General features: G+C 40.2%; 22 protein-coding genes and 2 rRNA genes. 5 read left to right on the forward strand and 19 right to left on the reverse strand.

The window, feature by feature from the left end:
- Window positions 1–18 precede the first annotated feature (18 nt).
- The 7 genes from ATZ99_RS01965 to ATZ99_RS01995 all read right to left on the reverse strand — a co-directional run bounded on the left by ATZ99_RS01965 (window position 19) and on the right by ATZ99_RS01995 (window position 5,575).
- On the reverse strand, window positions 19–498 hold the full coding sequence (locus ATZ99_RS01965) for a TRAP transporter small permease (RefSeq protein ID WP_068747557.1): 480 nt from the start codon (window positions 496–498) through the stop codon (window positions 19–21).
- 173 nt (window positions 499–671) lie between these two features.
- Window positions 672–1,037: a cupin domain-containing protein gene (locus ATZ99_RS01970; protein WP_068747558.1), complete on the reverse strand. Its 366-nt coding sequence runs from the start codon at window positions 1,035–1,037 to the stop codon at window positions 672–674.
- Between the two features lie 76 nt (window positions 1,038–1,113).
- Window positions 1,114–2,844, reverse strand: a complete 1,731-nt coding sequence (locus ATZ99_RS01975) for an aldehyde ferredoxin oxidoreductase C-terminal domain-containing protein (protein ID WP_068747559.1) — start codon at window positions 2,842–2,844, stop codon at window positions 1,114–1,116.
- Between the two features lie 19 nt (window positions 2,845–2,863).
- Window positions 2,864–3,907 (reverse strand): Ldh family oxidoreductase, encoded by a 1,044-nt coding sequence (locus ATZ99_RS01980; RefSeq protein ID WP_068747560.1) that lies wholly within the window; start codon window positions 3,905–3,907, stop codon window positions 2,864–2,866.
- A gap of 45 nt (window positions 3,908–3,952) precedes the next feature.
- Window positions 3,953–4,624 carry a 4-carboxy-4-hydroxy-2-oxoadipate aldolase/oxaloacetate decarboxylase gene (locus ATZ99_RS01985; RefSeq protein WP_068747561.1) on the reverse strand — a complete coding sequence of 224 codons (672 nt, stop codon included), beginning with the start codon at window positions 4,622–4,624 and terminating at the stop codon, window positions 3,953–3,955.
- Window positions 4,625–4,649: 25 nt separating this feature from the next.
- On the reverse strand, window positions 4,650–4,868 hold the full coding sequence (locus ATZ99_RS01990; protein ID WP_068747562.1) for a hypothetical protein: 219 nt from the start codon (window positions 4,866–4,868) through the stop codon (window positions 4,650–4,652).
- Window positions 4,869–4,942: 74 nt separating this feature from the next.
- On the reverse strand, window positions 4,943–5,575 hold the full coding sequence (locus tag ATZ99_RS01995; protein WP_068747563.1) for a GntR family transcriptional regulator: 633 nt from the start codon (window positions 5,573–5,575) through the stop codon (window positions 4,943–4,945).
- 416 nt (window positions 5,576–5,991) lie between these two features.
- Here ATZ99_RS01995 and ATZ99_RS02000 point away from each other — a divergent pair, with 416 nt between their 5' ends.
- Complete coding sequence (locus tag ATZ99_RS02000) at window positions 5,992–7,632, forward strand: glutamate synthase-related protein (RefSeq protein WP_068747564.1); 1,641 nt, start codon at window positions 5,992–5,994, stop codon at window positions 7,630–7,632.
- A gap of 29 nt (window positions 7,633–7,661) precedes the next feature.
- Here ATZ99_RS02000 and pdxT read toward each other — a convergent pair whose 3' ends face one another.
- Window positions 7,662–8,225, reverse strand: a complete 564-nt coding sequence (gene pdxT, locus ATZ99_RS02005; RefSeq protein WP_068747565.1) for a pyridoxal 5'-phosphate synthase glutaminase subunit PdxT — start codon at window positions 8,223–8,225, stop codon at window positions 7,662–7,664.
- 4 nt (window positions 8,226–8,229) lie between these two features.
- Complete coding sequence (gene pdxS, locus ATZ99_RS02010) at window positions 8,230–9,129, reverse strand: pyridoxal 5'-phosphate synthase lyase subunit PdxS (protein ID WP_083947296.1); 900 nt, start codon at window positions 9,127–9,129, stop codon at window positions 8,230–8,232.
- 205 nt (window positions 9,130–9,334) lie between these two features.
- On the opposite strand from pdxS, the gene pdxR reads away from it, so the two are divergent.
- A complete protein-coding gene (gene pdxR, locus ATZ99_RS02015) occupies window positions 9,335–10,789 on the forward strand; it encodes a MocR-like pyridoxine biosynthesis transcription factor PdxR (protein ID WP_068747586.1) in 1,455 nt (484 codons plus the stop codon).
- A gap of 10 nt (window positions 10,790–10,799) precedes the next feature.
- Here pdxR and ATZ99_RS02020 read toward each other — a convergent pair whose 3' ends face one another.
- Entirely contained in the window at window positions 10,800–11,600 is an 801-nt protein-coding gene (locus ATZ99_RS02020; RefSeq protein ID WP_068747566.1) for a lipid II flippase Amj family protein, read from the reverse strand.
- 314 nt (window positions 11,601–11,914) lie between these two features.
- On the opposite strand from ATZ99_RS02020, the gene ATZ99_RS02025 reads away from it, so the two are divergent.
- A complete protein-coding gene (locus ATZ99_RS02025) occupies window positions 11,915–12,157 on the forward strand; it encodes a DUF1540 domain-containing protein (RefSeq protein ID WP_068747567.1) in 243 nt (80 codons plus the stop codon).
- A 35-nt stretch (window positions 12,158–12,192) separates the two neighbouring features.
- Here the strand turns inward: ATZ99_RS02025 and serS are convergent, their stop codons facing one another.
- Window positions 12,193–13,476, reverse strand: coding sequence for a serine--tRNA ligase (gene serS / locus ATZ99_RS02030; protein ID WP_068747568.1), 1,284 nt, complete (start codon window positions 13,474–13,476; stop codon window positions 12,193–12,195).
- A 373-nt stretch (window positions 13,477–13,849) separates the two neighbouring features.
- Between serS and ATZ99_RS02040 the strand changes: the two genes are divergently transcribed.
- Together ATZ99_RS02040 and ATZ99_RS02045 are read left to right on the forward strand one after the other, a co-directional pair.
- The gene (locus tag ATZ99_RS02040; RefSeq protein ID WP_068747570.1) at window positions 13,850–14,341 is read left to right on the forward strand and encodes an ECF transporter S component; all 492 of its coding nucleotides are present in this window, start codon (window positions 13,850–13,852) and stop codon (window positions 14,339–14,341) included.
- Window positions 14,342–14,359: 18 nt separating this feature from the next.
- A complete protein-coding gene (locus tag ATZ99_RS02045) occupies window positions 14,360–15,367 on the forward strand; it encodes an AIR synthase-related protein (protein ID WP_068747587.1) in 1,008 nt (335 codons plus the stop codon).
- A 7-nt stretch (window positions 15,368–15,374) separates the two neighbouring features.
- On the opposite strand, the gene ATZ99_RS02050 is transcribed toward ATZ99_RS02045, so the two are convergent.
- The 8 genes from ATZ99_RS02050 to ATZ99_RS02085 all read right to left on the reverse strand — a co-directional run.
- The gene (locus tag ATZ99_RS02050) at window positions 15,375–15,617 is read right to left on the reverse strand and encodes a FeoA family protein (RefSeq protein ID WP_068747571.1); all 243 of its coding nucleotides are present in this window, start codon (window positions 15,615–15,617) and stop codon (window positions 15,375–15,377) included.
- On the reverse strand, window positions 15,607–15,792 hold the full coding sequence (locus ATZ99_RS02055; protein WP_068747572.1) for a hypothetical protein: 186 nt from the start codon (window positions 15,790–15,792) through the stop codon (window positions 15,607–15,609). Before ATZ99_RS02055 ends, ATZ99_RS02050 begins: the two co-directional genes overlap by 11 nt.
- Window positions 15,792–17,261 carry a ferrous iron transporter B gene (locus tag ATZ99_RS02060; RefSeq protein WP_068747573.1) on the reverse strand — a complete coding sequence of 490 codons (1,470 nt, stop codon included), beginning with the start codon at window positions 17,259–17,261 and terminating at the stop codon, window positions 15,792–15,794. The genes ATZ99_RS02055 and ATZ99_RS02060 overlap by 1 nt, the downstream gene beginning before the upstream one ends.
- A complete protein-coding gene (locus ATZ99_RS02065) occupies window positions 17,239–17,835 on the reverse strand; it encodes a FeoB small GTPase domain-containing protein (RefSeq protein ID WP_083947301.1) in 597 nt (198 codons plus the stop codon). Before ATZ99_RS02065 ends, ATZ99_RS02060 begins: the two co-directional genes overlap by 23 nt.
- Before the next feature lie 252 nt (window positions 17,836–18,087).
- Entirely contained in the window at window positions 18,088–18,534 is a 447-nt protein-coding gene (locus ATZ99_RS02070) for a MarR family winged helix-turn-helix transcriptional regulator (protein ID WP_068747574.1), read from the reverse strand.
- 3 nt (window positions 18,535–18,537) lie between these two features.
- Window positions 18,538–19,944 carry an MATE family efflux transporter gene (locus tag ATZ99_RS02075; RefSeq protein WP_083947297.1) on the reverse strand — a complete coding sequence of 469 codons (1,407 nt, stop codon included), beginning with the start codon at window positions 19,942–19,944 and terminating at the stop codon, window positions 18,538–18,540.
- 265 nt (window positions 19,945–20,209) lie between these two features.
- A 5S ribosomal RNA gene (gene rrf, locus ATZ99_RS02080) occupies window positions 20,210–20,320 on the reverse strand.
- A gap of 156 nt (window positions 20,321–20,476) precedes the next feature.
- Window positions 20,477–20,597: ribosomal RNA gene (locus ATZ99_RS02085) — 23S ribosomal RNA — on the reverse strand; the annotation flags it as partial.

The following is a 20,597-nucleotide window of genomic DNA, read 5'->3' on the forward strand; positions in this document are numbered from 1 at the left end:
TTTTACCTCCATCTCACACTATTTCTTTACTAACTCTTTAATATTGCTAATCGCACTTTGAGCAGACCGTAAAACCGCCAGGGAAAATCCCAAAATTGTCGAAGTATAAATTAAATACATAGGAATACCCAGGGCTGGACTTTCCTGTTTGGAAATGAATATTTTGTTGACCGTCGGGATAGAATTAATTAAAAGGTAAGCAAAGAATACCACCATAATTAGTGATACGAGGATTTTAACGGTATTTTTTATTCCCTTTGGAAGAATTTCTACCAGCGTATCCACCCTGAGAATTGTCTTCTTTTTTATCGTATATCCAATACTTAAAAAAGCCGACCAGACGAAGGCGTACCTGGAAAGCTCCTCAGACCAGGAAAGGGAAGAATTAAAAACGTACCGCATGATTACCTGAAGCATCATAACGCAGGCAATGAGTGCAAGAAGAAGGCTTAAAATATATTCTTCAAAATGATCATCCAGCCATTTTAAAACTTTCATCCCGGCACCTCCCCTTTTTGAATTTGCATAATTTTCTTTAACACTAAAAACTTCATTCAGTCATTATAATATCCAAGGATCTTATTTTTCTGAAATTTTTTACGGTATAAAATGTAATTACTCTTTAGTACCGGTGCGGTCAAAGAACCGCACCGGAATGTTTTTGTTTACACTTAGTCTTTTTTCCTGTGGCTTTCTAACTGAGGCGAATAAATCCAAATAAATTTTAATGGTTCATCTCCGGTATTTACAATGGAATGGTATTCGCCGGGAGGATTGTAGATACACACGCCGGGTTCTATGGGAATTTCCCTGTCCTTTGTGATGAATTTTCCCTTCCCCTGGAAGAAGTACATTACTTCCTCTTCATTATCGTGTTTATGTTCCGGAACCATACTTCCCACATAAGTTTCATTAATACCCACCGCCAGGTTTTTAGAACCCACAGTTTTTTCGGAAACCAGAATCCAGGAGGTCCTGGCCGGTTCCCTGTATTCACCCTTCACATCTTTGATATTGATTGCAATTGTTTCCGCCATTATTTAAATTCTCCTTTCTTAATAAATTCATTTTGTAAAATTATAAGATAATTTTATTTTATTTCCGTTAAATTTTTTAAAAGGTTTCCGGGTTCATTTCAATATTCCAAATTTCTTCCAGTTCTTCCTGGGATATATCAAAAACCGTATTGTTTGGAGGTAGGGGTTCTTCCCTCATAAATTCGGGCATCCTCTTTATCTTTTCGGATACTCCCGCAAGTTCATTGAACCTTCTTTCCATCTCGAGAACCTCTACGCCGGTGCGCTTTATTTCTTCAAAGCTCATGTCAAAGCCGTATCTTCCTTTATAAAGATTACTTAATAGCTCTCTATTCTTAATAAATGCCGGTCTTATGAACAGGCAAACGCCCAGAGAATCAATGAGTGCAGCTCGAATTTGAAGCTGTCTTGAGTTGTAAACCTGTTTTTCTTTTCCAAGGGGATTTACGGTTTTCAAAGTTTCAAAAGCATTTCCCGCTGTATGGTCAGCCCCCATGGTGGAGGTGGCGTAAAGCACACCGTTTCCTTTTAAGCCTCTTGGATCATAGGCGGGCATAGCCTGGCCTTTCACTGCGGGAACTCTTCTTACTCCAAATGCTCGCCCGGTAAACTCTGCACCGTTCCCGATGATCCTTCCCAAATAAGTACCCTGCCCTATTTGTTTTACTATATCCTTGGCTCCTTCAGCATCTCCAAAATTTATTACTCCCGCTTCCATTGCGACACCTATGGCTGCGCCGCATTCAATGGTATCAACACCCACCTGGTTGCAAAGGTGGTTTAGTTCGGCCACATCGTCTAAGTCTCCTATACCGCAGTTGGGCCCTAAAAGTACCACGCTTTCATACTGTAAAGACGCCACTATTTTTTTGCCTTCTTTGTCGGGAAATACATTGCTGCACATTATTGTACACCCGGGCACGCAGGCCGTTCCGGATTTTCCGCAACCACCTCTTTCTTTTATCACATCCGCCACCCTGGGTCCCGAAAAGTTCGCCGCAAGCTCAAATTGTCCCGAGCTGAAATTTCTTGTGGGTAATAGCCCGGCTTGATTTGCCAGTTCCAAGATATCAAGGGTTCCGTATTTTCTCCGGTTCTGGCTCTTCGGATCTTCCTGAAGTATTTTTACTACCTCTTTCACGGTTGAATTTAAAAGCTCGGCATCGTAGTAATCGGGTTCCACCGTTTTGGAATCGTCAATTACGATCGCTTTTATTCCCTTTGATCCCATTACCGCACCCAGTCCGCCCCGGGCAGCATACCTCACCTGTTCTCCCCTGTCATCGGTTAGGGCTATTCCTGCTGCGTATAACTTCATTTCTCCTGCAGGCCCTATACAGATAAAACCTTTTCTTTCGCCAAACTCCTTTCTTAGCTCTTCAAAGGTTTCATCTACCAATTTCCCCTTAAGGTGCGGTGCATCTATGAGTTTTACCTCATCTGCGCTAACATAAAGTATCCTGGTAGTATCTTTTTCCGGGATATCTTCCAGTATTAAAGCTTTTACACCTATTCTCCCCAATCGCTTTCCGGCATTACCTCCCACATTGCATTCCTTTACTCCACCGGTAAGAGGGCTTTTACCGCCAATGGAAAGTCTCCCCGCCGTGCTGAGATTAGTATCGGCAAAAAGTCCGAGGGAAATTATCAGTTTATTGTACCTACCCAGAGGTTCGCAGGTGGGAGGTACCTCGTTAAGTAAAGTTCTCGCAATAAATCCCCTGCCTCCCCACTTAAGATCCTCTTCGGTAGGCGCCGTTTGAATCACTTCTCCGGTTCTCGTGTTTACCCTTATTATCCTTTTCACCTTTTTACCTCCCTTAAATTCAATCGGAAATTAATTTAATATTTGAATTTATTTTCTTCAAAAGCTCATCAAAGGTTATTACCAGTTTGTCATCTATTTCAATTCCATCTTCCAAGCTTTTTTGTTCCTTTCTGAACTCGATTTCACCCGGTATAAGTATTTCTTCTACCCCCTGAGCTTTCTTCAAAGCCTTTATCGCAGTAAAATAGCCTTCTACCAGTTCCTTAAATTTCTCAAGCTCCATGAAGTGCGATACATCGATCATTATTGCAGAAGCTCCCACCCTCGTCGGCCCTTCGAGAACGTGGAAGGATTTCAATTGATTGCCGTAACCCGAACCCGAAAGGATTCCGGATATTATATCAACTGCCATAGCAAGAGAAGAGCCTTTAGGTCCTCCGATAGGCATAAGTGTCCCTTTTAATGCTTCTTCGGGATCTGTTGTGGGTCTTCCTTCCGAATCCAAAGCCCAGTTATCGGGGATCTTTATACCTTTCCTCGATGCTTCCCTTATTTTCCCCCTGGCTACTACACTGGTAGCCATATCGGAAGTAAAAATGGTATCCTTACCCGGTATTGATATCGCTATCGGATTCGTTCCCAAAAACTTCTCCGCCGCTCCCCAGGGTGCCATTGCAGGAGCTGCATTGCAGGACATTATGGCAATCATACCCTCTTTCGCTGCTCTCTGTGTGTAAACCCCAAGACAGCCTACATTGTTTGTATTACATATAAGCGACATGCCAACACCGTATTTTTTTGCTTTTTCTACGGCAATGTCCACCGCCATCTTGCCAGCGACCATACCTATGCCGTCCATTCCGTCTATTACCGCCGTTGCTTCTTTATCAGATATTACTTTCGGCAGGGTTGGAAGCTTCAGCTGTCCACCTTCCACCCGCATGGAAATAACCTTTAAAAGATATGTACCGTGGGTGGAAACTCCTCTCATATCGGCATTTACCAGAATTTCAGATATAACTTCCGCATTCTCTTTTGTTTCACCGAGTCCTATGAGGATTTCTTGGGCTACATTCTTAAGTACTTCCACCGGAATTCTCATACTCGTAATCTCCCTTCTACCTGTCTATAAAATCATCTTAAAAAATTACTCTTCCACCAGTCCTAATTTTTCGAAAACCTCTTTTAAGTTGTTGTATTCCACGCTGGATATACCCGTGCTCAAGACTTTTCTCTTTTTATCTTCATCTTCTACCCTCTTTAACGCCTTTTTTAATACCTCTTCGCACTCTTCCCTCTTTACGACTACAATGCCATCGTCATCTCCAAGAACAAGGTCTCCGGGTTCTACCCTGACATTCCCAAAAATTATCGGATAATTTATAAGCCCCAAAGAGCTTTTCGATGTTCCTCTGATGCAAAATCCCCTGCAGAAAACCGGGAACCCCATTTCAATAATCTCCTGCGAATCCCTTATACAGCCGTCAATGGCAAGGCCCCCTATCTTTCTCGCCATCGCCGAAACGGTCATCAAATCGCCCCAGTAACCGTATTCTGGGGCTCCGTGGGTATCCGCTACAATTACATCTCCTTCGCTTGCGATTTCCAGCGCCTTGTGGAGCATCAAATTGTCTCCGGGCATGCACTGAACCGTCAATGCAGGTCCGCATAATTTCATTCCCCTGTTAATGGGTTTAATTAGATAGGATACCGCTCCCTTTTTCCCCGATGCTTCGTGGACGGTGGCTGAAGATAGTTTTCTGAAGGCTTCAATTATTTCCTTCTCGGGCCTTTTAAAATTTTTTATTACATGTACCACCTAAAATTACCTCCCGTCTTAATTGTTAACCACCAAAGGGCAGTATATAAAAATGAACTTCGTCTTCGTCCTTAATTAAATCATCTTTATCCAAAAAAAGATGATTTCTTAAAAAAATTATGTGCTCTTTTAAATTTTCAGGTAAATTCATTTTTTCTATTATTTTTTCTAATTTTTCTTCTTTTTCGATTTTTATTTCCCCCGAGAAACTTTCCAACATCCCGTGACCAAAAAATTTTGCCATTCCCTTCCCCCGCAATATAAAATTTATTATAATATATCACTGATATATCAGTTTGGCTAAAAATTTTAAAATTATTAACTTACCCTTCTGAATCCATCCTTTACCCTCTGTTTTGCATTTTCAATATGCATACTCAAGAGGTTTATCGCTTTTTCAAAGTCCTTATTTTCTATGCACTTTATTAAGCGTTCATGTTCCTCTACAGCTACTCCGCTGTGCCTTTCAGCAATATTATTGGAGCAAATAAAATACTGTTCCCTGATATTCCTGTAAAGGTTGCTCAAGTATTGATTATTGTAAATTTCCAGAAACACTTCATGAAATTTTTGATCCGCCTTTACATAACCGTGTATATCCTTTTTATCCAAGCAATTTTTTTGTTCTTCCAAATATTTTTTAAGAAGTTCTATATGCTTTGGACCTATACTGTTAAAAATCTTTTTAAAAACGAATAATTCAATGCATTCCCTGACCTCGTATATCTGTAAAATTTCATTTATATCTATGCAATTGGTAAAAAATCCAACTTTTGGTACCAGTTCTAAAAACCCCTCTTTGTGAAGCCTTAAAAAGGCTTCCCTTACGGGGGTATAACTCATATTTAATTCTTCCGCAACTTTCCTTATACTCAAATAACTGCCTTTTTTAGTATAAAGTAATCTCTCCTTGATAATATTATAGGCCTTTTCGCTCAATGTCTCAGCCATGTTCCCTGCTCCTTTTTCAATCCTTTTAAAATAAAATTTTATTTTTTTAATTAATATATAAACAATATACTTTTGATATATCACTTACTAATTTTAATTTTAAGTAATTTATATAATATGTCAATAAGTTTATTTTTTAACAAAGTTATCATTCCTCATACATTACTTTATATTAATTTTATTCTTTAAATTTATTTTAAATCCCTTTTTTTTTAATTTTATTTTCATTAATGGATAGGCTTTGCAAAGCAGAAGGATTTAGAAAATTTTTACATTTAAATCGGCTTTTATTGCTTTAAAATAATAAAATTTTTATGCTTTAAAGTATTGACTTTTTATGTTTTTTGTTTGTATAATATAAAATTAATATATACTTGTATTTTTGTATACTTATATACTTTGAGGGGGTCTTACACATGATTAACTGGCAAAAATCAAACGACGTTCTTGGAACTTTAAACCGTGGAAATCCATGTGAATCCGGCCTCTGCACCCTTTGCAGAGCTGACTGCCACGGGAAATGCGAAACCTGGATGTCCTGCCTTGTTGGAAGGAAGATGCTTTACCCCAGGGATTTTGGGAATGTCACTGCGGGCAGTGGAAATACCCTCCACTTAGGCGTATCTTATAACTCCCTTCGAATAATGGGAGCAAATTATGGCGCAGAAGGATTAAAGGAAGATATGACAAATTCTGCCGATGACTGCATTTTCCCCCGGGTTAATATCGAAACCGAATTCGGTTATTTTGAAAAAACTAAATCCAGGCTCCCCATTATGACGGGTGCCCTTGGCTCTACCTTTATCGCCGCAAAATACTGGGATTCCCTGGCTATCGGTGCTGCCTTAGCCGGTTTTCCCATCGTTATAGGCGAAAATGTGGTAGGAATTGACCGGGAGGCTGTCATCGAAAACGGTAAAATAAAAATAGCTCCTGAGCTGGATAGAAGAATACAAACCTATCTTCGCTATTTCGATGGTTATGGAGCGATAATTGTTCAGATGAACGTGGAGGATACAAGAAACGGTGTTGCCGAATACGTCATTGAAAAATACGGCGATAAAGTAATTTTAGAGTTAAAATGGGGACAGGGAGCAAAATCCATAGGAGGAGAAATTCAGGTAAAAGACATAGAATACGCCAGGTTCCTGAAAAAAAGAGGCTATGTACTGGATCCGGACCCTGAAAAACCGGAAGTCATAGAGGCGTACAATTCCGGTGCAATAAAGTCCTTTGCCAGGCACAGCCGTTTAGGATATACCGATCTTTCCAGCGTAGAAGAAGTCAGGGAAGAATTTTTAGAATCCGTCAACTACTTAAGAAACATAGGATTTAAAAAGATTACTTTGAAAACCGGATCCTACGGCATGACTGGTCTTGCAATGGCTATAAAATTCGCAACCGAAGCAAAGCTCGATCTTTTAACAATTGACGGCTCGGGGGGCGGAACCGGAATGAGTCCCTGGAATATGATGGAATCCTGGGGTGTTCCCTCTATACTTTTACACTCCAAAGCTTATGAATACGCCTGCATTCTTGCTTCTAAAGGGTACAAAGTGGTAGACATGGCTTTTGCCGGTGGATTTGCCAGGGAAGATCATATTTTTAAAGCTCTTGCCCTCGGTTCACCCTTTGTAAAGATAATTTGCATGGGAAGGGCGCTAATGATACCGGCTTTTGTGGGGTCCAATATAGAAGGGGCTTTACATCCCGAAAGGAAGGAAAAGGTAAACGGAAATTGGGATTCCTTACCTCAATCCGTTGCGCAAATCGGATTAAAAGCCGAAGAAATCTTTGCCGGCTATCATGAAGTTAAAAATAAGGTTGGCGAAGAGGAAATGAAGAATATACCCTATGGCGCCATAGCGGTCTGGACACTGGCTGATAAACTCGGGGCAGGACTACAACAGCTTATGGCGGGAGCAAGAAAATTTTCATTACAGGCAATAAAAAGAAGCGATATAGCTTCTGCAAACAGAGAAACGGAAAGAGAAACGAAAATCCCCTTTATAACCGAGTTAAATAATGAAGAGGCATTGAGGATATTGGAGATTTAAAAAGGCCGGGGTTCACTCCCACGGCCTTTTTAAATCATTTCAGCAAAATACTTATGAAAACTTTCATCTTCGGTAAGTTCGGGATGAAAAGCTGTAGCCAGCATATTATCCTGCTTTGCTGCAACTACCTTCCCATCCAGCTCCAAAATCACATCCACCCCCGTTCCAACCTTTTCCGCATAAGGCGCTCTGATAAATACAAGTTCAAGAGGTCTTTTTGAGATGCCGGGCACCGGTTTTCTGGCTACAAAGCTTTCTAATTGACCGCCATAAGCATTCCTTTTTACCTTTATATCCATTAGCCCGAGGTGTACATAATCCTGGTTTACTATATGTTTTGCCAGAAGTATCATACCGGCACAGGTCCCCCAGATGGGCATACCGTTTTTTACAAGTTTTACGATTTCATCACCAAGCCCCGAATCCCTCAAAAATTTTCCTATGACTGTACTTTCACCGCCCGGCAATATAAGGCCATCCACCCCGAATAGCTCTTCTCTTTTTTTTACCGGAAAAGCCTGTACTTCAATTTTTTTAAGCATTTCTATGTGCTCCCTTACCGCACCCTGAAAAGCCACCACTCCGATTTTCATATAATCACCATCCCCGCTCCGCATAACGGGAATCCAATCTATCTATTTCAAGACCCTGCATTGCCTCGCCGAGGTCTTCGGAAACCTCAGCAAGGATTTCGGGGTCATCGTAATAAGTTACCGCCTTGACGATAGCCCTTGCCCTTTTTGCAGGGTTTTCCGATTTAAAAATACCCGAACCCACAAAAACTCCGTCACACCCCAGCTTCATCAATAAAGCAGCATCGGCAGGTGTTGCCACTCCTCCTGCAGCAAAATTTACCACAGGAAGTTTTCCGTGTTCAGCGACGTACAGCACGAGTTCATAGGGCGCCCCCATTTCCTTGGCAGCATTTATCAGTTCTTCCTTGGGCATGTTTTGAATCCTTCGGATTTCTCCCATAATTGTCCTTATATGTCTCACCGCTTCCACCACATTTCCGGTGCCAGCCTCTCCCTTGGTTCTTATCATGGCAGCTCCCTCGGCTATACGCCTCAAGGCTTCCCCTAAGTTTTTAGCACCGCATACAAAAGGTACCTTAAATCTTTTTTTATCTATATGGAAATGCTCGTCGGCGGGTGTCAGAACCTCGCTTTCATCAATAAAATCCACACCGATGGCCTCTAAAATCTCGGCTTCTACAAAGTGACCGATCCTGCATTTTGCCATTACCGGTATGCTGACAGCCTGTTTTATAGCCTTTATTATTTTGGGATCTGACATGCGAGCCACTCCGCCGTAATTCCTTATATCCGCAGGCACCCTTTCCAAGGCCATAACCGCCACCGCTCCGGCTTCTTCCGCTATCTTCGCCTGATCCGGAGTGGTCACATCCATTATTACTCCACCCTTTAACATCTCGGCTAAATTTTTATTGAGGGAATATCTTTCACCGTCAGCAGGGAAGTTTTTAAAATTTTCCATAAGCAAATCCCCTCCTCTTAGATTGTAATAAGTGTAATGGTATGGTAAAATTAAATTGTATCGTTACATTATTGATTGTAATATTTATTTATTATTAGATTGTTATTATAAATAGCAGATTGTTGTATTTATTTTATCATATTAACAGGGTTTTTATCAATACAATTTTAATAAAATAAATTTTTTCAGGAGGTAATATTTGAAAATGGATAAATTTGTTTCGATACAATTAGATCGAAATTCCCCTGAACCACTCTACGTTCAGATTTATGAAGAAATTGTTCGTTTAATTAAAGAGGGAGTTTTACTTCCGGGAGAAAAACTACCCCCTATAAGAAAACTTGCGGCGAACCTTAAGGTCAATACAGTTACCATTGTGAATGCTTATAAACTGCTGGAAAAAGAAGGCTACGCTGTATCCAGGGTAGGAAGCGGTACATTTATACAGTCACATTTAAAAGAATCCGCGGATCTTCCCGTGAAAAATGATTCCGAGTTGGAAATTGATAAAATAAGGTTTGACTTTGCCACCGCTTCTGTCCCCCCTGAATATTTTCCTGTAGAAATTTTCAAAAGCTCTATAATAAGAGTTTTAGATAGGGACGGGGGTTACGCCTTTGCTTACAATGAAAGCCCGGGATTTTTACCTCTGAGACAATCCTTAGAAGATTTTCTTTACGAGGAGTACAAAATTAAAGCCTCAAGGGATAATATTCATGTAGTATCCGGGGCTCAGCAAGGAATTGACATTATTTCTAAAGCACTGCTGGATTACGGCGATACCGTTTTTGTGGAATCGCCCACTTACCCGGGTGCCGTAGATGCTTTTAAATCAAGAGGTGCAAAAATCGTCGAGATTACGTTAAGGGATGATGGAATAGATATGGAAGAATTATTAAGCAAGATTCGCTCAAAACCTCCAAAGCTTTTTTATACAATGCCCAATTTTCAAAATCCCACCGGTATATCTTACTCCGAACAAAAAAAGAAAGAGCTAATAGCTCTTTCAAAAAAATTCGGTTTTTATATCCTTGAGGATGACCACATGAACGACCTTTATTACTCAGAAAAACCTCTACCTTTAAAAGCTTACGATGAAGAAAACCGGGTGTTTTACATTAAGAGCTTTTCCAAAATCCTGATGCCCGGATTGAGGCTGGGATTTTTACTGGTGCCTTCCGATTTTTCAGAAATAATCGCCGAAGTAAAATACTTTTCCGACATTGCTTCTTCGGGTTTAAACCAGCGGGTCCTGGATTTAATGATAAGGGAAAAAAGCTTTTACGATCATCTTACAAAGATTCGAAGAATTTATTTAGAAAAATGGGAAATAATGACGGATTCGTTAAAAAAACATCTTCCTTCCCCGGTAACATTTAGCGTTCCCAAAGGGGGATTATTCTACTGGCTTTGCCTGCCCGAAGGGTTCTATTCCATGAACCTTTACGCCGGGGTTATAAAAAAAGGAATTTTTATAATGCCCGGTGATTACTTTTACCCTGACCAAAAGCCATCACCTTGTTTTCGCCTAAGCATTGCCCAGGTACCAAAGGAAATGATAAACGAGGGGATCGAGTATCTTTCTCACGCCATAAGAGAATTTTTAAAGGAATTTAGCTTTATTCCCATTAAAAAAAGCAATTACAGTCCGCTCCTTTAGAAGAAAAAGATTATATTAATTTTCGAGTAATCCACAATACCACTTCCGAAGCCGGCATGAATATAACCTGGCTCAGAAGGGTCCCAATTATTTTCCCGCTTACGAGAAAAAATACCATCGACGTTACTTCCTGTTTAGACCTGACACCCTGTAAAGCCTGGTCGGTAATCAGTGCTGCCTGCGGGTCCACAATAATTGCCAGCAGTATTGTGGCGGTACCGTTTATAACCCCCGAAAGCTGACTTGCGGTTATCCTGTACTCCGGTAATAGGGCACCGGCGTAAATGGCCGCCAGCACTCCAATGGTTGAAATCGAAGTGATGAAGAGATTAAATATCAAGAAAAAAGGGGATATCCCGGTTTTGCTGATTTTTCTTATTTTGTTTAAATCCGGTGCTTTTAAAGAATTTTTTACTTGCTTTACAGGTTTATTAAAAATTATTTTTACGAGGAGCTTAGGTATGGATCCCGTTTTTTCAAGGGCATAGATTCCTTTTGAAAAAATTTCTATAAAACTTGGAATCAAAGCTGCCCCTAAAAGGCTTCCCAGGGTTGCAGAAAAAATTATTATTCTAAAGCTGTGAAGAAGTTCTTTTATTTCGCCCTTAGAAATCGCCTTATCCACTATACTGCCCAGTAGCGGAGCCTGAATCATGTTGGCAGTCCTCGAAATAAGGACTATTATATTAAATAGGGATAGTGCTAAAGCCAGCCTCCTGGTTCTTACACCGGCAAGTCTCACGGAATAGGATAAAGTATCGATCATATGTATCGTGGCGGTAAACAAAGCCACATAAATAACCCTTTCCATAACAACCCTCTTTTATTAAGTAAAGTAAATAATAAAAATTCGAACAAACAATTATTTATATTATAGCATTTATTGATTAATTTTTATTAGTAATTTTTTAGCAAACATGCAACTATAGTTTTTTTATGGACATCTGAACCACAACAAATTTCAAGTAAGTTTGTCAATTTTTCACTCCTGTTAATTTTATGACAGGGTGATTTTCTGAGAAATTATGAAGTTTAGCACCCGTCTTTCCCTCTACTTTACTGAATTATTTTTTACCCCTTTGATAATAATATTAATGTGAAAAAAAATTACGGGAGGTTATCTATATGCCTAATATCCATTGCAGTGTATCCAACTGCCATTACTGGGGCAGCGGAAACATGTGTCACGCGTCAGAGATTATGGTTACCTCTGACAGAATTGGAGCAAACATGCCAAATAGCTATGATGCACCTCAGGCATCCACCGCTCAACCCACACCGGTCAACTCCGCTATGGAAACCTGCTGCAAAACCTTCGTTCCAAAAAATTCGGCAGATGTAAAAAATGACGGTGTACAAAGAAGGTAAAAAATGTGGCGCACATAGAATGTGCGCCACATTTTTTAGTATTTTGCCGGTATTGTTGAAACCCCTCCCATGTATGGCCTTAAAACTTCCGGAATTACCACCGAACCGTCGGCCTGCTGGAAATTTTCCAGTATCGCGGCAGTTGTTCTCCCTACCGCAAGGCCTGACCCGTTCATAGTATGAACGTACTGGGGCTTTGCTCCTTTTTCGGGCCTGTATCTTATTTCTGCTCTCCTTGCCTGGTAGTCTTTAAAGTTGCTGCAGGAAGAAATTTCTACGTACCTGTTGTAACTTGGCATCCATACCTCTATATCGTAAGTCTTTGCGGAAGAGAATCCTAAGTCACCCGTACATAAGGCCACCACCCGGTAGGGAAGCCCTAAAAGCTGCAAAACCTCCTCCGCATCATGAGTAAGTTTTTCCAGTTCTTCCATGGATTTTTCCGGTTCGCAAAATTTCACCAGCTCCACCTTGTTAAACTGATGCTGCCTTATTATACCCCTTGTATCCCTTCCGGCAGAGCCGGCTTCAGCCCTGAAGCATCCGCTGTAGGCTACGTAATATATAGGAAGCTGCTCCCTTTCCAGTATTTCATTTCTGTGAAGATTGGTCACAGGAACCTCTGCAGTGGGTATAAGGAAATAATCCGTGTTGTTGTAAAGTTTAAAGGCCTCTTCCTCAAATTTTGGAAGCTGTCCGGTTCCCGTCATGCTGTCCCTGTTTACAATAAATGGAGGAAATATCTCCTTATATCCGTGTTTATCAATGTGCAGGTCCAGCATGAAGTTTATCAAAGCCCTTTCCAATCGGGCCCCAAGCCCTTTATAAACCACAAACCTGGAGCCGGTAATCTTTGCCGCCCTCTCAAAATCAAGGATGTCCAAATATTCTCCAATCTCCCAGTGAGCCTTTGGAGAAAAGTCAAACTCCTTAGGGCTTCCCCATCTCCTAACTTCCACATTATCGGCATCGCTTTTGCCGACAGGTACCGATTCATCGGGAATATTTGGGATCATCAACAGCATTCTATATATTTCTTCATCTATTTGCTTCAGTTTCTCATCCATTTCCTTAATTTTGTCCGAAACCTCTTTCATTTGCCTGATTAAATCCTCTGCCGGTTCTCCCGCCTTTTTCTTTCGAGCAATCTCTTCCGATTCCCTATTTCGCAAACTCTTTAATTGTTCTACCTCCACCAGCAAATTTCTTCTTTCCTCGTCGATTTTCAAAAGCTGTTCTAAGTTTGTGGTCGCTCCTCTTTTTTCCATTGCTTCTTTTACAATACCGGGATTTGAACGGACTAACTTAATATCGAGCATTTTTTTACCTCCTCAAAAATATTTTTCCCTGTAAAAGCAAAATCCTCTCTCCCTCAAGGGGCGAGAGGATATTTCCCGCGGTGCCACCCTGTTTTTTAACTTTAAGCCGTAACGGTACTACCGTCGCCTGACGCGATGCTCGGGAGCGGAAATTGCACACCCTTACCGGTTCGCACCATCCACCGGCTCTCTGTAAAAAGGTTTGGTGCAAATTTTCTCCCTCATTGCTTAAAATATTATTTCATTTATTTTTATTATATGTAAAATTTATGCAAAAATCAATTCATAATTGCCTATCCCCTACAGGAATTATTGGTTAAATCCCGGTTAATATAGTATAATATCAGTAAAAGATTCTATGGAGGTAGCGTATATGAGCGATAAAATAAAGAAAATTGCCATGATGGGACTTTTTTTAGCATTGACGGTTGTAGCCACCTCAATTTTAAAAGTCCCGGTGCCTACCTTTAACCTATATTTTCATCTGGGCGAAACGATAATATACCTTTCAGCGTTAATTTTCGGAGGTGTGCCTGCGGCCATTATTGGAGGCGTGGGCTCATCCTTAGCAGATTTGCTGGTCGGATATCCCATGTGGGCTCCCATTACCCTGTTTATAAAAGGAATAGAAGGTTTTATAGCGGGAAGCTTTGCTGCCAAGGGCAGGGCAATACACGGCTTAATTTTTGCAGGTCTTTTTATGATTGCTTCCTATGCCACTGCAGCCGGAATAATATACGGTGTGGGGGCCATTCCTATTGAAATTGCCGGCGATACCCTGCAGGTTTCCGTGGGCGCCCTTATTGCGGTGTTTTTATATAAAAGGCTTAAAAACCTCTCCTTTAACGATGAAGAAAAATTTTAGAAAGGGTAATGTAATATGATTAAAATAGGCAAAATCCCTCCCGAAATCCTTTCAACTGCCGTTTACCCATTTTTGGGAAAAAAAAGAAAGGAAGTCCTTTTGCATTCTTCCTTTGGTGAAGATTGCTCGGTAATCGATTTTGGAGAAAAAGTGGCGGTTTTATCCTCCGATCCCATAACGGGTGCGGATAAACTCGGGGCATATCTTTCGGTCTTTGTGGCATGCAACGATCTGGCAGCATGCGGCGCCGATCCCGTAGGCATACTTGTTACCCTTCTTTTCCCTGAAAACACCTATGAGGCCACCGTCAGGGATGTGATGGAAAACATACATAAGGCCTGTTTGAAAATAGGCATCGAGGTGTTGGGCGGACATAGCGAGGTCACTGCCTCTGTTAATAAAACTGTAATTTCCACAACTGCCATCGGATTTGCTTTAAAGGATAATTTCGTTACTTCCTCGGGAGCAAGACCCGGAGATGATGTAATAATTACTAAATACGCCGGTCTGGAAGGTACCGCCATACTGGCTACCGATTTTGAAAACATTCTTTCGCCGATATGGGATAGCAAAAAAATTAAAAAGGCTCAGAACTTGATAGAATACATCAGCGTCATAGATGAGGGAAAAATTGCATCATCCCTGGGGATATCTGCCATGCACGATATAACGGAAGGCGGGGTTCTGGGTGCCGCATACGAGGTAGCAAAGGCTTCCGGTACCGGTATTGAAATATACGAAGATAGGGTTCCCCTCTTGGATGTAACGAAGGAAATTTCCAATATATTTAATATTAATCCCCTGGGTCTGATATCCAGCGGTTCGATGCTGATTTGCGCCAGAAACGGTCATAGGGTAGTGGAGGCTTTAAAGAAGGAAGGGATAAATGCCGGCATAATCGGGAAAATTACCAACGACCAAAAATACCGGCTAATTAAGAACGATTCGATAACGGAGTTTTCTCCCTTAGAAAGGGATGAACTCTTTGTGGCATTTGAAAACGCAAAAAAAATGCTAAAAAAATAGTGCTCCCTCAAAGAGCACTATTTTTCATAATTATAATACTTCCTGCGATTTCCTCATCGGCAGCAATCCTGGTATTCCCGATTTTAAACACATATGTGGGAAACTTTTGTAAAAGCTGGACTTTAAGTCCCGGGAGGACCCCCAGAGCCATAAGTTTTTTCAATATTTTATTATCTTTCGCATCTATTTTGACTATTGTAGCTTCCTCCCCAACTTTTAAAAATGAAAGTTTTGCCTCTCTACTTTCCATTCTCATCCTTCCTTCCAAAACCAAACCTTTTTAACAGTCCAGAGGTTTTTACATTCTCATATCCACACCTCGGGCACTTTACTTTGCCGCATCTACCGCTCATGGGACAACCCCGGCATGCTTTTACCCCTTCCTCTTTCTGGTCAAATTCGTAACCGCAGAATCCACACTTCATTAAAAATTCACTCCCAGCAATCTAAAAATCAGGTTCAGGGTAAAGCCAGATAAAAAGGCGAAGGGAATAATGAATCCTACTATTGCCATGGCCGTCTTGAAGCCCCGTTCTTTTATCATTATGGAAAACTGCGCTATACATGGAACAAATAAGGTCAGGGTAACGGAAGCTACCACCAGCTGAGGCCCGTTTAATATGCCCGATTTTTGAAGGTCATATAACCCCGCCGCTCCGTAATCCCTTCTAAAAAATCCAAACAAAAATGCTTCGGCCGTCTGAGGAGGTAACCCCAGGAGGTTCATGACCGGAGATAAAAGCTTTATTAAACTGTCAAATAATCCGGTAATTTTGCCAAACCAGATTAAAACACTCGCTAAAACGAAAAGCGGAACTATTTCTAAAAAATACCACTGCATTCTTGACACAGTTTTTTCAATTATATTTGAAAGCTTCGGCATCCTGAGGGGGGGCAGTTCCATATAAAAGTGCGGCTTTTCCCCCGGAAGCACCTGAGCGGATAAATAACCCACAATAAGGAAGATCAACGACACAAAACCCATCCAGATTATAAGCCCCAGAGGCTTTTGCGAAAGAAGCGAGAGTATTACGCCCAGCTGAGCGGAACAGGGAATTGCCAGAGCCAGCAGCAATGTGGCAATGACCCTTTCCCTTTTGGTCTCTAAGGTACGGCTCACCAAGGTTGCCATTGTATCGCATCCAAAACCCAGAGTCATCGGTATTACAGCTCTGCCGCTCAAACCGATGGATTTAAATACCCTGTCAATTAACATGGCAAGCCTGGGTAAATAGCCGGTATCTTCGATAATTGAAAAAACAAAGAAGAAAGTCCCTACAATTGGTAAAATTATTGCTACCGCATACCTGATCCCGAGGGTGATGATGCCGTAATCAAAGGCAAGAAGCTCTTGAATGCTTTTCACCGGGACGTATGTTGCCACCAAATTATTTATTAAAGGATTTATATAAGTTTCAAAAATATTGCCCTCAATAAAATCCACCAGGGTACCCGCTCCAAACTGCCCGACAAATTTGTAAAGTCCAAAGTAAAGAATCAGTATGAGGATGGGAACTCCGGTCAGAGGCTGCATTGTGATTTTATCCAGAAGGTCGGAAAAAGAAAAATTCTTTTCCCCGGACGTATTCATGCTCACATCCCGAACTATTTCATTTGCCTTTTCCTGCCTTTTTAAAGTTATGACATACTGCAGGGGGTCTTTGTATAAATTCTTTGTTTTTGCAATGATCTCTTCTATTTTATCGTAGGTTTTTTCTCTATTTTTTACATGCCTGGTAATTTCTTCGTCCCCTTGAAGCAAAAGAAGTGCAATAGCCCTTTTTGAAAAATTATAGTTTGTTTTTAAATTTTCTTCTATCGCCTTTAATGCCATTTCTATCCTTTCATCGTAAACAACTATATTATCTTTTCTAAGCAGCGCTTTTTCTGACATATTCATACACCCTTCTTTTCAAAATATCTATTCCTCTGTTTAAAGCAGCCGCGGTGCCTACGACGGGTATTTTTAAAATCTCCGATAGTTTATCAATATCTATTTTTATTCCCAATTTTTCTGCCTCATCCATCATATTAACCACAAGCATAACGGGGAGCCCGGTCTCAATCAGCTGAAGGGTCAGGGGTAACATCCGCTGGAGGTTTTTTGCATCCACTACGTGAACCACTAAATCCGCTTTTTCGTGGAGTAAAAGTGTTCTGGTTACCCTTTCTTCTTCCGTTATGGGTATCATGGAATACATTCCCGGCGTATCTATAACTTCAAAACTTACATTGTTTATCCTGCAGGCTCCTTTAAAAATTTCTACCGTTGTACCCGGATAATTGGAGACGGTGGCATAGGTACCCGTTAAGCAATTAAATATTACACTTTTCCCTACATTGGGATTACCCACGAGAACCAGTTTTTTATGCAACTTAAGGCTATTATCTATGTTTCTGGTATTTTTATTGCCTTTAATAAAACCAAAAATATTTTTTTTGTTTTTCCCTGAATGGCAGCAGCTCATTTTGTAAACCCCCTTTAATTGATAATAGTTATCATTTACCTGGTAAAAAAAATTCATAATATCCTTATCCTTTTTCCCATTTTCCGTTCCCGCATATATAAATATATTTCTCAATTAAGACCATTATTATATTAATTTAGCCTTTAATTTTATTTTTTATATTGATTAAAGTTGTATGTAATATTGATAATCATTATCATTTAGCTTCTAAAAAAATAGTATCGCATTTATACACTTTTGTCAACCGAAATTTTAATAATACTCGATTAAAACATTCTTTATAAAATCCAAACAGTAAATTAGATCGTTTTTTTCCTTTTCCGATAATCTTTTTACCCCTTCCAGGATATAGTCTATAAATACCTTTTTAAAATTCTCCAACTCTTCATTACCCTTTTCGGTAAGGCCTACCATTACCACCCTTCTATCCTCGGGCATATAAAATCTTTCCACCAGCTTTTTTTCTATAAGCCTGTCCACCATCACCGTAAGGCTTCCGGTAGTTATATTCATATGTTCGCTGAGTTCTTTCATTTTTACAGGCCCGTGTTCCTTTAATATAAAAAGCAGGGGGTATTGATTTGGAGTGACTTCCAAATTTTTTGCGGAAAAATATTTCTTTAAAAATTTTTTCGTCCATTTTTTCATAACATAATTAAATTCTTCCATTTTATGCGCTACTTCAAAATCACTCAACATAATCTACTCCTCCACCAATCTCTCTTTAATTTCATTAACTTCCTCTTCAATAACCCTTTTTTTCCATTTGCCGGATAAATAATAGGCATAGCTTAAAAGGGTACTTAGAATCGCACTGACCGAAATAGCCACCCAAATGCCATTACTTTTTAGAGCGGTATGAAAGGATAAATAGTAAGCCAATGGAATTCGGATCAACCAGAGCGAAATTATCGAAATTACCATGGGAATAAAAGTGGCACCAGCTCCTCTTATTATACCGTTGGTTACCCACATAAAACCGAAGGGAATGTAAGAAACCCCCAGGATTTTTAATATTCCAGCACCTGCCATCAGTACATTTATATCATTTGTAAACATAGAAAGCAATAGCTTTGGCATTGTAAAAATCATCAGAGTAATGGTTCCGGATATTAATAGAGAAAGAAGGCTTGCCCATTTTAAAAGTTCCTCAACCCTTTCGTATTTTCCCGCACCGATGTTCTGAGCGCTAATGGAAGACGTGGCAAGACCAACTGACATGGAAGGTAAAAAGGCGAAAGAATCTATTTTACTGGCAGCACCCCATGCTGCAACTACCAGAGAGCCAAAGGTATTTATTATTGCCATCATGGCAGTCATTCCTATTGATACAACGGTCTGTTGAATCCCCGAAGGAAGTCCTATTTTCAGTATTTTTACAGTTATATCTTTATCGTAATGAAAATCTCTAATATTAATTGAAAAAAGATGATTGTTTTTATTTAAGTAATTGGCCGCAAGAAAAAAGGATATGGCTTGAGAAATAACCGTTGCCAGTGCCGCCCCATTCACTCCCATTTTTGGTATGGGGCCAATCCCGAATATAAATACAGGGTCAAGAATGATATTTATTACAGTAGTATAAAAAAGGAATACGAGGGGTGTTTTTGAATCCCCCAGTCCTCTAAGTATAGCACTTACCGCATTGTACGCAAAGGTGAAAATCAAACCCGCTAAAATAATATTTAGATAACCCGATGCTATTTCCATAAGCTCCACAGGTGTATTCATCAATTTTAAAATGAGTTTATTCAGCAATATCCCCGCAACAGAAATTACCAGCGCCGAAATTGTAAGTAAAAACATAGAAGTATTGACGGTTTTCCTTATCATAAAATAATTTTGTGCACCCTTGTACTGCCCCACCAAAACCGTCGTCGCCATGGTGATACCCATTACAAGAGAAATAAGTAAGAAGATTATGGGGAAGCTCACGGAAACCGCAGCAAGGGCGCTCGGCCCGAGGAATTTACCTACCCATATGGAATCTACCGTATTGTACAATGTTTGAAGTATATTCCCGAGAAAAAGCGGAATTGAAAATTTTATCAGGTGCTTCATTATATTCCCCTGAGTAAAGTCCATAGAAAATCTATCATCGCTTTTCAAAATTACTTCACTCCTTTTTTTGATGTTTTTTTATTAGGGCCCGCTATTTTATATAATCAAATATGTAATTAAATTTTTTGATATCTTCCTTTTTGATAAATGCCACATAACCCGCTGTATTCCGGTTAAAACAATTAAATTTTTCTAACTACAAAGGTAATATTTTTTTGTTGTCTACAATGACCTTTTTGTTGACTGCAATGACCTTAAGGTTATTTTACCCTCTATTATTTTTATTGTCAAAGTTTTGATGAAAAATAAAAGATTTCGGCAGCGACCTACTCTCCCGGGATAACCCAGTACCATCGGCGCTGGAGGGCTTAACCTGTGTGTTCGGTATGGAAACCGGTGTTTCCCCTCCGCTATGGCCACCGAAATCTTTCTTTCATTATTTATTTATGTTCATTATTTATTTATGTTATTTATTTTTTTCCTTTTGCTTTTCTATTCCTTTTTTCCTTATTGTTCTTCCTTTATTTTCCCATATTCTTTACTTTCACCCTCAAAACTGCACAGAGGTTTTTTACTTTTTTTGGTCAAGCCCTCGGCTCATTAGTACCGGTCGGCTCAAGGCCTTACAGCCCTTACACCCCCGGCCTATCTACCTGGTCGTCTCCCAGGTGCCTTACTCCCTTTTCAGGATGGGATACCTT

It is taken from the genome of Thermovenabulum gondwanense, from assembly GCF_001601575.1.
GTDB lineage: Bacteria > Bacillota > Thermosediminibacteria > Thermosediminibacterales > Thermosediminibacteraceae > Thermovenabulum > Thermovenabulum gondwanense.